Source organism: Bacillus salipaludis (genome assembly GCF_004358205.1).
Genome location: NZ_SMYO01000003.1, coordinates 360,872 through 373,635, shown reverse-complemented (window position 1 = coordinate 373,635; position 12,764 = coordinate 360,872). Strand labels below are relative to the sequence as shown.

The window sequence follows — 12,764 nt, the reverse complement described above, 5'->3', positions numbered from 1 at the left end:
TTAATTCAATGAAACAACCTTTTTATCATTGCTATCATAAAATTGTTTAATAGCCTTGTTGGTGTAAACCCAGCCTTTCCAACCGATGTGAATGGTATCCTTCATGAAATAGGGATCGTATTCATGTCCGGAGAAATCGGCAACCTGGAAACCTGCAGCCTCAATTTGTTTCTTAATTCTATGATAATAGGCGAGGCGTCCTTGTTTTGGGAAACCGGTATAATCATAATACTGCCCGTTGACGGGAACCGAGATGAATAATGGTTTTGCACCAGCTTGCTTTAATACGTCTAACACAAGCTGGAAGTCGCCATATTCCCTGGACTTTCCATAGGAAGCATGGATGTTTTTATTTTTTAAAGAAGGCATAAAACCTTTAATTTTATTATACTGTGAATTTACGATATAAAAATGATTATTCGTTGCTCGTTTTGCTCCGAATTGGTCTGCTGTATGCTCAAGCTGCTGCCATGATTTATTTTGCAGCTTATGACTGATATCCCGCTTACGGTTTATACCGCCTGCTAATGTGTAGTATAAATCCTTTTTTTCTAGTAAACTTCTATAAACAAGTGCAAACGGACGAATGAAAATAGCTTCGTTTTTTGTCCAAGGATTTTGGGAAATCTCCGCTTTGTAAAGGGTGGATAGCATTGGATCATCCTTTACGGAGGAATATGTCAATAAACGCTTGATTGCTTTTTTCTTCACTTCAGGATTAATTGTATGATTAAAAGCAAAGTCATATCCTTGCAGTGAAGAATAGTTTGGTACGAAATGTGATTCATCCGCTCCTTTAGGATTAAACCATTGAGGAGACAAGACGAACACGATTTTCTTTCCCTGGAGCTGATGTATATGCTCGGAAAAATTTAAAAAATGAATCAATGATTCAGAGCCCCCCCGTCCAACAAGAAACGGGGTAAACCCATCATTGGCTACTTTAAAGTAATTGGAAGGGTGGAAGCGATCCAGCCTTGCCAGCTCTGATGAACCATAAATTGGCAGATACTTGGGATCCTCTAGCATTTTCGATTGCACATACTTCCCTTGAAACATGAAGGGATTTAATTGCGTTGCCGCCTCGCTGACACTATTCTTCGGAATCAGTTTCTCGATCCATTTATTTGGAATGATAACTAGCCCAATTAAAACAAAAAAGGCTAGGAAAAGCGGCATAAAAATGGGTTGTTTCATCTCATATCCGCCAACTGTATGGCGATATTATTAGGAGTATCCCAAGTATCACGGTCAAATTCGGTAATTGGTACGGTAATACCAAAGCGCTCTTCGACTTGAACGAGCAATTCTACTGTTCCAAATGAATCAAGTAGAGCAGAGTCAAATAAGTTGATATCCGGATTTTCTTTTACAGCATCATCCTGACAAATTTCTGCTAGTAACTCAATTACTTGTTCTCTAAATTCCATCTTAATCAAACTCCTTAATGAATATAATGTCCTGAGAAAATATAAAATCCAAAGCAAACAACATGGAAGGTTAGCAGGACACTAACAACCTGTGTAAATTTATTTTGCGGCCACCATTTATGTTTTTTATTCCATTGCTCAAACATATTGTAGCAGACCATTAACAGCGCATGATAAATTCCATACACAATGTATTGTATCTCAAGCCCATGCCAAAAACCCATGAGCAGGAATAGTAAAACATAGCCAAGATTGGAAGTAATATTTCGATTTTTAATCCATTTCTTTTTCGTCATCCAAAAAACAAACCGCATATAGACATAATCCCTAAACCAGAAAGAAAGACTCATATGCCAGCGATTCCAGAAATCCTTCATATTCCGGCTGATAAACGGCAAATTGAAGTTTTCCGGTGATTTAACACCCATAATATAGCTGACGCCAATGGCGAACGCGCTATAGCCGGCAAAATCGAAAAATAAATAAAAGCTATAGCCATACATATAATATAGCTGGCTCTCGAAATGATTGGCTGCGATAAATCTTAGATTGGCAAGAAAAAAGTGATTGATCGAATAACCAATAATGTATTTATATAAAAAACCCTGGAAGATTTTATTAATCCCGTTATACAAAAGCAGCTTATAATCTTCGCCTGTTAATTCCTGTTTTAGGTCTTTATCAAACCTGCGATAGCGATCAATCGGACCAGATGAAATCGTCGGGAAAAATAAAATAAAATAAAGCAGGCGATGGAGCGGGATATTTTGTTTAATCAGCCCGTCCCTTGTTTCCATAATCATTTGAGTTGCTTTAAAGGTTAAATAAGAAATTCCTAAAAAGGAGGCCCAATTTATCGGTGAAAAATAGGGCATGAACTTGGAAAACATTAACGGCAGGATCGAAGCGATTACTGCCAAAGTGAAAACCAAACCGCTATTCGCCTTTTTCCGATAGCGGATATAGCCTTGAATTAACAGAACTTGCCATATAGTAAAAATAATTAAAGCGATGAATCCGGTAAGCTTTGATGAAAAAATAATGGCTAAGACAAGAACGGAGACAATCATATTATAGGTATGAAATCTCTTTCCTTGCAGTCCAAGAATGACCGTTGGTGCTAAAAGAATCGCTAGGATGAAAAAGAATGAAAATGAACCATATGGTGTCATAATAATACCTTTTCACGAATTTGTTTTCGATCGACTTTTCCATTTGGTGTGATCGGTAGTTCCGCGTGATAGGAGAACTTTCTTGGTATCATATATGCAGGAAGTTCTTCAGCCAATTCTTTTTTTATTGCACCGGTCAGTTGGTATTCTTTTTCAAAGTTGTGCTCTGCTGGAATTATCAAAACGGATAAATAATCAATCTTGTCATTTTGGTAGACAGGAACAACAACTGCTGATTTCACATATTTCGATTTTGCTATATGGTATTCGATTTCCTCTAGCTCCATACGATAGCCATGCAATTTGATTTGAAAATCCATTCGCCCTTTATAAAAAAGCTGACCCTGTTTCATATAACCAGCATCACCGGTACGGTATGCTTGCACACCGTTATGCATGAAAAAGGCCTTTTCTGTTTGTTCCTTTTGCCCAAGGTATCCTTTGCTGACACTTGGACCAACAATAATAATTTCACCTTTTTCATCATCTAGAATCTGCTTTTGGTTTTCATCCAATAACACAATTTGCGTATCGCCTTTTGCCTTACCGACAGGAAGGGTTTGATATTCCTGTAAAATTTCTTCGGTCACCTCAACAGAAGTTACCGCAACCGTTGCCTCTGTTGGACCATATGTGTTAAATACTTTCGCCTTCGGAAATCGCTCCTTCAGTTGCTTACAGACCGAAACAGGAAGGATCTCCCCACAGAAAAGAAATACGGATAATTCCGGTAGCAGTTCTTGATTATAGGAAGGATCCATTAGACACATTTGGGCAAATGAAGGTGTTGACGTCCACACCTGTGTGTTCGATTTTTTTAATTCCTCAAATAAAATTTTCGGTTTTGCAATCATTTCTTTTGTAATTGCCCAAATGGTCCCACCGCTTGCGAGTGCAGGGTAAAGGTCCATGACGGAAAGATCAAATGAAAAAGGTGCTTGATTTAAAAAGCGCAGCCCGCCACTGATAGGGAAGTCTTCCACCATCCAATCTACAAAGCTTTGCAGGTTATCGGCGGAAATTTGCACACCCTTCGGATTTCCCGTACTTCCTGACGTATAAATAATATAAAAAGTTTCATCTTCTCTTACCCAAGTATCCATTGTAACGGGTAAAAAAGAATGATTTTTGATTTCACTTACGTTTACAACCTGAACAGATGTATCCTCAACCAGTAGGGTATCTTTAGACACATTAATTACTAGTTTCGTTTTCGAGCTCTCGATGATTTTTGCAATCCGTTCCAACGGAATCGAAGTATCCACCGGAATATACGGATGACCGGCCCTGACACTGCCTAAAAAAGCAACAAGCATTTCTGGTTCCATATGCCCATAAATTAGAATGGGCGATAGCGGCTTAAGTTCTGTGTTTAAAATAAACGAGGCAGTTTGTTCCGCTCTCTTCCAAAGCTCACCGTAGTTGATTGTTTGGTCCTGCGAAACGAACGCTAGTGTTTCCGGCTTTGTATCCGCCATTTTTTTAATATTTGATAATAGTTTCATAGGTAGTACCCCCATTAAAAATCATTGTAAATATAGGATCCAGCACTTGCATCATTGAATCCGTACATGAAAAACAATAAGAGGAGGATGATCAGGTAGTAAATAAATCTGTTGACCCACCTCACTTTTTCACGATAGAAAAAATCTTTTAGTTTATCAATCATACTAATTACCCCGCGTTTGAATTTGTCAAATATGTGTACGTTTTATATGTGAAATGAACTTTTTTTTGAAAAAATATTAGTTTGTTTGAGATTTTTAGTGTGAATGTTTGCCCTTTCAAGGAAACAGGTGAATGCTTCCTTTGACGTTTTAATCATAATCCCCATCGTATTTTCTTGCATTAAAAATAAATGAGAGCACTATTAATTTTTTCTGACTGTATATATAAAAAACATTGAAAAACCCGGTGCAAAATTATTGCATCGGCAATTTATTTTAATTCTTTAGTACACTTTTTGCAACCACATACCGATTCTAAAAAATACTAGAAAAACGGTCATTTTGTTTCCGGTCAATTTGAAAACTTTATCACAAAAATACAAAAGCTTCGACATTTATTTGTCGAAGCCTCCGTTTCTTATTAAACCATTTCTGATTGCACATAATGGAATAACAGTTTTGCTGTTGATTCAATAGATGATTGATGTGTCCGTTCAAACGCATGGGACGAATCAATTCCAGGACCTACCAATCCATGAACAATATCATGTCCGGCGCGAATCGCAGCTGAAGCATCCGAGCCATAAAATGGGTAAATATCAAGTTTATAGGGAATTTTATTTTCTTCTGCAAGACGGACTAATTTTTTTCTTAATTCATAATGATATGGACCACTGGCATCCTTGACGCAGATGGATACCGTGTATTCATCCGTAGATTGCCCGTCACCCATTGCCCCCATATCAACAGCCAAATATTCAACTGTTTCTGGTGATATATTGGAATTGCCGCCATAGCCGATTTCTTCATTGTTAGAAATTAAGAAATGAGTTGTATGGGGCAGGGGAATGTTTTCATATTTGATTTGCTTAATTAATTGTAAAAGTATTCCGACGCTTGCTTTATCATCTAAATGCCGCGATTTAATAAAGCCGCTTGGAGTGATTTCGACCCGTGGATCAAATGAAACGAAATCCCCGACTTCAATTCCAAGGGCACGGATATCTTTTGCATTATGTACTTTTTCATCAATCCGGATTTCCATGTTTTCCTGGTTGCGCTCGAGTTTACCAGCATCTTTATAAACATGGACCGAGGTTTGATGCATCAAGATGGTCCCTGTATATTTTTTTCCACTGCTGGTTTCAATTTGACAGTATTCACCCTCAATTGAATTGTATTTAAATCCGCCAATGAGATCAATTCGCAGACGCCCGTTTCCTTTAATTTCCTTCACCATTGCCCCAAGTGTATCAACGTGGGCGGTTAACATCCGATGCCGGCTCGTATCATTCCCAGGGATGGTTGCAATCAATCCGCCTTTACGATTTCTTTTTGTTTCAACCTGTAACTCTGTGAGGAAATTTTCGACGAATGTAATAACATCATTTGTATTTCCGGACGGACTTGGGATTGATACAAGGTCCGCAATTAATTTCATGGTTTCTGCTGTATTTGCGTTTGACAAGGCGATTCTCCTTTCAAAATCATTCTTTTTTATTATACAACTAATTGAAATCTAGATGACAAAAATCGTTTTTTCGGCAATTTTTTTCAGGTTTGCGCATAGGTTAGCAGTGATTAATTCTTTTTATGGATAAAACAAAAGAAAATTGGACATAAATGGACCAATTTAATAGGTAAGGGGAAATTAAAAATTAGTGATTTACAGACTGGCGGAGGGAGAAAAATGACCAGATTAGAACTATACCATGATAAGCCGAAGCAATACTCACGAAAAGGTCCACTCTTTTTCGTTCTTGCTTGTATTATTTTAACAGTAGGTTTCTTTGTCTTTCGATATTTTTATTTTAGCACGATTCGAATTGAAGCACCGTCGGAGGATTTAGGGAGGAAGGTTGTCATCCATCTTCCAAACGGTCAAAAGGTGTATACCTATGAAAATTTAATTATTGAGAAAGATGGCAAAAAATATTATAAAGGTGAGCGCAATACCATCGATTTAACAGGTGGCAAGGTGGATTATAAGAATTGGAAGTAAGTTAGTTTGAATTGATTATACGTGTGCACATGAGATTTTACCTCGGTAAAAATCTGATGTGCATTTTATATTTATTGCAGTTTTTAACACAGATTAGGGAATAATTCAAATAGATGATTGCAAAAAGTGGTGTTTTTAGGGGAGATTAAGTTGGAAATCGTATACCGTACATTAATTGTTTTATTGGCAGGATATTTGTTTTTAAGGGTGACAGGAAAAAAGGCAGTTTCCCAAATGCACACTTTCGATTTATTGTATATTTTTGTCCTAACGAATATAATTAGTACGCCCGTTGAGGATAGTAATCTAGGAAAAGCCATCATTTATGGTGTAATCACAGTCATTTTATATAAGATCTTTATCCGATTATCCATACATAATAAATTAAGATGGATTTTATATGAAAGTCCAACAGTCTTGATTCGAAACGGTGATATTGATCGAAAAGGACTTAAAAAGGTGCGTATGCCGATAAATGAATTATTGTCACACTTAAGAGTAAAAGGCTACACCGACACAAGGAATATTGCTCTTGCTGTGATGGAAGAAACAGGAAGTATTAGCGTGATTCCCAAGTCCAAATATCGACCAGTTCAACCTAATGATTTAAAGCTAACAATAAAGAAAGAATATATTCCCATTCCACTGATCATGGACGGGCAAATTATTTATCATAATTTAAAATATCTAAAACTTGAACAAGGTTGGCTAATGAACGAGGTTAAAAAATTGGGTGAAAAGGTAGAAAACATTATGCTAGCCACTTTTTTAGACAATGGAAAATTATTTATTGATAATAATGAAATTAAAAGTAATAAAAATAATCCTTATTACTACAATCCTGGGGAAGATAATTAAAAACGTAAGGGGGATTCATTTATAATGAAACAAGCCAAATTAGACACTAAAGTTCTTTCGGTTTTAGGAGATAAAATTCAATTAATTAAAACAGAAAAAGGGGCAATATATTTAGTCGGACCGATACGCCTCCCTGTTAACTTATATGGCGAAACGGTAATTTTCAAGTGGTATTGCTGGTTAAATTGTGACGAAGTAACAGAGGATTTTGAACGGATCATTGAAAAATTATCTTCAGTTAATTTAGCAGAATTTCAGCAATCAAGTGTTTTGGCTTATGGAGATTTCGAATATGCAGATGATGCGATTATTCGAATGCATTCGATTTGTCATACAGGTGATATTTTTGGAAGTAAAAGATGTGATTGTGGGTTTCAATTAAAACAATCCATGAAAATGATTGTGGAACATGGTAATGGAGCCTTATTTTATTTAGCTAACCATGAAGGACGTGGAATTGGATTATTCAGCAAGGCAATGGCCTATATCCTTCAAGAAAATGACTACGATACAGTTGAAGCTAATCAAGCTTTAGGTTTTGTGGATGATTCCAGAAATTATAGCGATTCAATACAAGTATTAAAAGCATTAAGGTCCAAGCCAGTAACGTTAATTACAAACAATCCAAAAAAACTTCAAGCATTAAAAAACGCTGGCTTAGTGGTTTCAGGCAGAGAACCTTTATGGGGGGATATTTCTGAATATAACGAGAAGTATTTGAAGACTAAAATTAATAAGTCAGGTCATTTGGAAGATGAAGGGACTTGTTGTAATGACTAGTCATGAATTTTTTATGGATTTGGCTTTGAATAATGCTCGTGCAATGAAAGGTCAGACAGATCCGAACCCTCTAGTTGGGGCTGTAATTGTAAATGAGAACAGAGTGGTAGGGATCGGTGCTCATTTAAAAGCGGGAGAGCCGCATGCTGAGATTCATGCTCTTCGTATGGCTGGTGATAAGGCTAAAGGGGGCACCATTTATGTAACACTTGAACCTTGTTCTCATTATGGAAGAACAGGGCCATGTGCAGTTGCAATTGTTGAAGCGGGCATTAATAAAGTTGTGATAGCAACTCTTGACCCGAATCCGGTTGTTTCAGGTAATGGTGTCAAAATACTAAAGGATGCCGGAATTGAAGTAATTATAGGGGTTTGTCAAGAAGAATCCCAACAAATGAATGAGGTATTTAACAAATTTATTGTGGAGAAAAAACCTTTTGTTACATTAAAGTCTGGGACTTCGCTTGACGGTAAAATTGCCACTCGTACATCCGACAGCAAATGGATTACATCTGAAGAAGCCAGAGTAGATGTCCATCAACTTAGAAATGAAAATATGGCTATTTTAGTGGGAGTTAACACAGTCATTAAAGATAATCCAGAGTTGACAACACGCATTCCGAATGGAAGGAATCCTATTAGAGTGATTATGGATTCCACATTAAAAATCCCTTTAGAATCGAAGGTAGTGAAGGATAAAAAAGCGGAAACATGGATATTCACGAGCATGAACTACGATAAGGAAAAGTGGAAATCACTGAAGTCATTAGGAATAAAGATTTTTCCAATTGCAGACTTTGTAGACCCTAAGGAAGTAGTAAAAATATTGGGCGAAAACCTTGTCTCTTCTTTATTAATTGAAGGGGGAGGTTCGATTAATGCATCATTCCTAGAAAATAAATTAATTGATAAGGTAATTTTATATTTTGCTCCCAAATTAGTTGGCGGAGGGCAGGCACCTACCTTTCTAGAAGGAGAGGGGATAGATAAAATGAGAGATGCTGTCGAGCTAAAGGACACCTCTTTTATAAAAATTGGCAAAGATTTTAAATTCGTAGGATACCCGATTTACAAATGAGGGATTTTTAAATGAAAATTGGTTTTGATATTGACGATACATTAATCGATCTAAGGGGCCATGCCTTTCATCTTTATAATAAAAAGTTGAATCAAAATGTTCCACTCAATGTGTTCCATGGATTAAATAGAGTGGAAATTCATGAACCGTTTGGATTAACGGATGAACAAGGGAAAAAACTATGGAACGATTCATTAGAGGAAATTTATTACACCGAATGTCCTCCATTCCCACAGGCGGTGGAAACATTACAAGAGTTAGAAAAGCAAGGACATGAAATATACTATATTACTTCAAGACCAAAAGAACATGGAGAACGTACAAGGGAATGGTTAAAGGGAAGAGGATTTCCTGTTCAAAATGATCGGTTTTTCTACGGGATGCAAGACAATGAAAAAGTTGAAATCATTAAAGGATTAAAACTTGATTATTATTTTGATGATAAACCAGAGGTTTTAAATACACTTTTGAACGAAACATTAAGGGTTTATATAAAAGATCAATCCTATAATCGACATTTGAAGCTTCCAAGAATCGTTAATTGGACAGAACTTCAGGAGATTGTTTTCAAGTCAATTTAACGGTCAAAAGGGAACTGGACACCGTTCCCTTTTGACCGTTCCTTATTTAAACCAGCCCTTTTTCTTAAACCAGAGATACATCCCCAAACTAATTAACGCCATAAGAAAAAGTGCGGCAAAGTACCCGTATTTCCAGGTTAATTCCGGCATATAATGAAAATTCATTCCATAGAGTCCAGCAATGAAGGTTATCGGCATAAAAATCGTAGTGATAACTGTTAAAACTTTCATCACATGGTTCGTTTGGTGTGAGTTGATCGAAATATAGCTATCACGAATATCGGTCGTCAGCTCACGGTTTGCTTCAATCATCTCCGACAGTTTTAGTAAATGATCATAAATATCAGAAAAATAAGCAATCCTGCCTTGAATACTTGTCAACCGCTGTGAATTAATAATTCGATACAGCAAATCACGCATCGGGGTAATCGTATGCCGTAGTGAGAGAAGGTCATGTCTGGCATCAAATAGATCCTCCAGCAAAGCCTCCATTGAACGTCCCTTTGAATTTTCATCTATTTCGTTTAATGTATCTTCGATTTGATAGACCAAGGGAAAATAATTATCAACCATTTTATCGAGTACATTATAAAGCACATGGGAAGGATCCCATTTTTTTACGGCCTTTCCTAAGCTGAATCGATTCCAAACCTCATCTATTTCTGAGCAGGATCTATGATGAAATGTAATAATATAATGTTTACTGAGAAAAAAATCCACTTCTTCTCTAGTAATCGTCTGGGGATTCAGTGACTGTGTGACAAAAAAGGCATAGTCATCATAATAGTCGAGCTTTGGTCGCTGTAATGTATGAATACAATCCTCAATCGCCAATGGGTGAAAGTCCAGGGGTTCCCGCAGCATATCCGTTTCCTCCTCGCTTGGCTCTTGAAAATCAATCCAATACCAGCGAAACTCTCCCTTCACCAGCTTTGAAACCTCTACGTTCTTGACTAATTCATAATTCTGGTTTATTGCAAGCGTTCTAATCATAGTAACTCCTTATCACATTCAAATTCCTAAAACTAACTATAAACGAATTTGAAGAAAAAAACAGGAAATCATTCTTTTATCGTAACAAACTACTCTAGGTCCATTTTTATATCTTGGCAAAGTAATGGAAACTCATCCCAATTATTCATACTGGTCGATAAATGGGATTTCGGAATAAAATCCCATTTTCAAGGAAAGTTAAAAGGAAAGAAGTGGAACGCGGGGGAATAAAATGACGTTTAATCGAATCGAAACGATTAAAGAATCATTAAGAAGCAAAATTCAGCAGGCAGAAGATGTGGTTTTTAAAGAACTTCATACTAAGGATAAATACATTGAAACTTTTTATATTAAATCGATTAGTGATAAAAATATCCTTCAGAACAATTTGATAAAACCATTTTTTGAAATACTTACTCCTGATAGTTTTTTAGCGTATCTTCAATCACAGCCAAAGATAAAGGCGTTTGAAAATGAGCAAAAAACACTTGATGAGTTAATCAGGGGAGTGACAGTTCTTTTCTATCAGGATGCCATTTTCATGCTCGATAGCAAGGTGGATCGGAATAGTTCTGTATTAGATACAACCGTTGAGACCACTATTCAAGGACCACAATCAGGTTTTAGTGAAAGCTTGCCAACAAACTTGGGACTAATTCGTCAGCGATATCCCGAAACTACTTTAACAATTGAGACAACTGAAGTGGGGAAAATCTCCAAAACTAAGGTAATGATTCTGCATGATAAAAAATTCGCTGACCCAGATGTATTAAATCGTATTAAGCAATTTCTCACATCTGTAGACATTAACATGTTTCAAACGGGCGAACAGCTTTTGGATGCGATCAAAAAAAGTAATCGTTCACTTATACCTGTTATGCTCGTTACGGTTTTAAAGCCCTAACAAGTGACCAATTAAGCTGGGACTCTATGTTCGAGGTTGGAACTCATCTGTTTGAATTTCCAAATTTAAAAGCACTTGCGGCAGCAACGTATGTTTTTTCCGGGTATACAAATCTGATGATTTTTAATCGTGTGATTAAAGGGAAATTGAAAATCTGGAATTTTATTGCCGTCTTTTTTCTAGGCCTTTTTAACCTTTTTACTACATTCTTAATTCCCATCGGGTTTCAAGGGTCTGATGGGGCGAATGAATTTCTATATCCGTGGATTTCAACTGCGGATTGCCTGCGGTTGGTATACAGCCCAATTGAACGGGTAATCTTTCTGTTTTTAATGTTTTATATGAGTATTACCCTTGTAAGCATATCGGTTCACTGGCATGCGTCCTTTGAATTATTAAAGGGAACTTTCAAGAATAAAGGAAGCAAGAAAAAGGAATGGATTGTGCTTTCGATATTTATTGTTTGTGCCGTTGCTGGGGTGCAGTATTTAAATACGGTTCTATTAAATAAGTTTACTGTTTACTGGCTGCAAATTCGCTTTTGTTTTGAAGTTGTAACAATCGTCATTTTCTTCTTATGGGCAAGGAGGAAAACAGCTTGAAGAGTTCTTTAAAAAAGATCCAAATAGTGATTATTTTCATCGTCGTCTTGCTTCTTTGCGGAGGTGGTTTTAAAGATATTGATAAACGATTTTTTGTTGTCAGCATTGGTGTTGATCTTGCGAAAAACAGTTCAAAAAAATACCTTGTCAGCCTTAAATTTGCGATTCCTGCTATAAGTAAAGATTCACCAAGTGAATATGTGATTGTTACTGAAGAAGCAAATTCTATGGGGGAGGCTGTACGAATTATTAAAACAAAGGTGGATCGAGAGATTGATTTCAGCCATGCAAAGCTGGTTGTATATGGAGAAAAGGTACTAAAACAAAGAGGGAATAAAGGTATTCATTATTGGCTTACCAGAAGAAGGGATATTCAGGAAATTGCATGGGCTGCAATCGGGAAACCAACTGCGGAGGCCGTTTTAAAGGTAAGACCTAAATCAGAAACGATTCCTTCTAATTCTTTATTTTTGTCTCTTGGAAAAGACGGATCGGAAACTCCCTACATAATCTCACAATTTATTTTTGAAATGAAAAGAAAATTAATTGAAAAAGGAGTGGACCCATTTCTTCCCATCATTGAGGCTAAAAAAGAAATTTTTGAAATCAATAAAGTTGGGCTCATGGATAAATCTCATATTAAACTAATGTTAACTCCCGAAGATTCTATTAACACGTTTGATGGGTAGAAAACAGA

15 protein-coding genes are annotated in these 12,764 nt (G+C 36.6%); 8 read left to right on the top strand and 7 right to left on the bottom strand.

From position 1 onward, the window contains the following. From dltD to E2K98_RS07200, 6 genes are all read right to left on the bottom strand, one after another. Nucleotides 1–1,197: a D-alanyl-lipoteichoic acid biosynthesis protein DltD gene (dltD, locus tag E2K98_RS07225; protein WP_133333575.1), complete on the bottom strand. Its 1,197-nt coding sequence runs from the start codon at nt 1,195–1,197 to the stop codon at nt 1–3. Then, entirely contained in the window at nt 1,194–1,430 is a 237-nt protein-coding gene (gene dltC / locus E2K98_RS07220; protein WP_133333574.1) for a D-alanine--poly(phosphoribitol) ligase subunit 2, read from the bottom strand. Before dltC ends, dltD begins: the two co-directional genes overlap by 4 nt. Before the next feature lie 14 nt (nt 1,431–1,444). Next, nucleotides 1,445–2,602, bottom strand: coding sequence for a D-alanyl-lipoteichoic acid biosynthesis protein DltB (dltB, locus tag E2K98_RS07215; RefSeq protein WP_133333573.1), 1,158 nt, complete (start codon nt 2,600–2,602; stop codon nt 1,445–1,447). Continuing rightward, complete coding sequence (gene dltA / locus E2K98_RS07210; protein ID WP_133333572.1) at nt 2,599–4,107, bottom strand: D-alanine--poly(phosphoribitol) ligase subunit DltA; 1,509 nt, start codon at nt 4,105–4,107, stop codon at nt 2,599–2,601. The genes dltB and dltA overlap by 4 nt, the downstream gene beginning before the upstream one ends. 14 nt (nt 4,108–4,121) lie before the next feature. Beyond that, nucleotides 4,122–4,271: a teichoic acid D-Ala incorporation-associated protein DltX gene (dltX, locus tag E2K98_RS07205; RefSeq protein WP_081810780.1), complete on the bottom strand. Its 150-nt coding sequence runs from the start codon at nt 4,269–4,271 to the stop codon at nt 4,122–4,124. 419 nt (nt 4,272–4,690) lie between these two features. Beyond that, nucleotides 4,691–5,710 (bottom strand): M42 family metallopeptidase, encoded by a 1,020-nt coding sequence (locus tag E2K98_RS07200; protein ID WP_165976210.1) that lies wholly within the window; start codon nt 5,708–5,710, stop codon nt 4,691–4,693. A gap of 249 nt (nt 5,711–5,959) precedes the next feature. Between E2K98_RS07200 and E2K98_RS07195 the strand changes: the two genes are divergently transcribed. The 5 genes from E2K98_RS07195 to E2K98_RS07175 all read left to right on the top strand — a co-directional run bounded on the left by E2K98_RS07195 (nt 5,960) and on the right by E2K98_RS07175 (nt 9,568). Next, nucleotides 5,960–6,271, top strand: coding sequence for a hypothetical protein (locus E2K98_RS07195; RefSeq protein WP_208025328.1), 312 nt, complete (start codon nt 5,960–5,962; stop codon nt 6,269–6,271). A 150-nt stretch (nt 6,272–6,421) separates the two neighbouring features. Further along, nucleotides 6,422–7,129: a DUF421 domain-containing protein gene (locus tag E2K98_RS07190; protein WP_133333570.1), complete on the top strand. Its 708-nt coding sequence runs from the start codon at nt 6,422–6,424 to the stop codon at nt 7,127–7,129. Nucleotides 7,130–7,153: 24 nt separating this feature from the next. After that, entirely contained in the window at nt 7,154–7,909 is a 756-nt protein-coding gene (locus tag E2K98_RS07185) for a GTP cyclohydrolase II (RefSeq protein ID WP_133333569.1), read from the top strand. Further along, complete coding sequence (gene ribD / locus E2K98_RS07180; RefSeq protein ID WP_133333568.1) at nt 7,902–8,987, top strand: bifunctional diaminohydroxyphosphoribosylaminopyrimidine deaminase/5-amino-6-(5-phosphoribosylamino)uracil reductase RibD; 1,086 nt, start codon at nt 7,902–7,904, stop codon at nt 8,985–8,987. The genes E2K98_RS07185 and ribD overlap by 8 nt, the downstream gene beginning before the upstream one ends. Before the next feature lie 11 nt (nt 8,988–8,998). Beyond that, the gene (locus E2K98_RS07175) at nt 8,999–9,568 is read left to right on the top strand and encodes a 5' nucleotidase, NT5C type (RefSeq protein ID WP_133333567.1); all 570 of its coding nucleotides are present in this window, start codon (nt 8,999–9,001) and stop codon (nt 9,566–9,568) included. Nucleotides 9,569–9,610: 42 nt separating this feature from the next. Here E2K98_RS07175 and corA read toward each other — a convergent pair whose 3' ends face one another. Then, nucleotides 9,611–10,561: a magnesium/cobalt transporter CorA gene (gene corA, locus E2K98_RS07170; RefSeq protein WP_133333566.1), complete on the bottom strand. Its 951-nt coding sequence runs from the start codon at nt 10,559–10,561 to the stop codon at nt 9,611–9,613. Between the two features lie 232 nt (nt 10,562–10,793). Between corA and E2K98_RS07165 the strand changes: the two genes are divergently transcribed. Genes E2K98_RS07165 through E2K98_RS07155 form a run of 3 tightly spaced genes read left to right on the top strand, consistent with a single transcriptional unit; the run spans nt 10,794 to nt 12,756 of the window. Further along, nucleotides 10,794–11,465, top strand: a complete 672-nt coding sequence (locus E2K98_RS07165; RefSeq protein ID WP_133333565.1) for a spore germination protein — start codon at nt 10,794–10,796, stop codon at nt 11,463–11,465. Nucleotides 11,466–11,491: 26 nt separating this feature from the next. Further along, on the top strand, nt 11,492–12,067 hold the full coding sequence (locus E2K98_RS07160; RefSeq protein ID WP_208025327.1) for a hypothetical protein: 576 nt from the start codon (nt 11,492–11,494) through the stop codon (nt 12,065–12,067). Next, complete coding sequence (locus E2K98_RS07155) at nt 12,064–12,756, top strand: Ger(x)C family spore germination protein (RefSeq protein WP_208025326.1); 693 nt, start codon at nt 12,064–12,066, stop codon at nt 12,754–12,756. The genes E2K98_RS07160 and E2K98_RS07155 overlap by 4 nt, the downstream gene beginning before the upstream one ends. Nucleotides 12,757–12,764 lie beyond the last annotated feature (8 nt).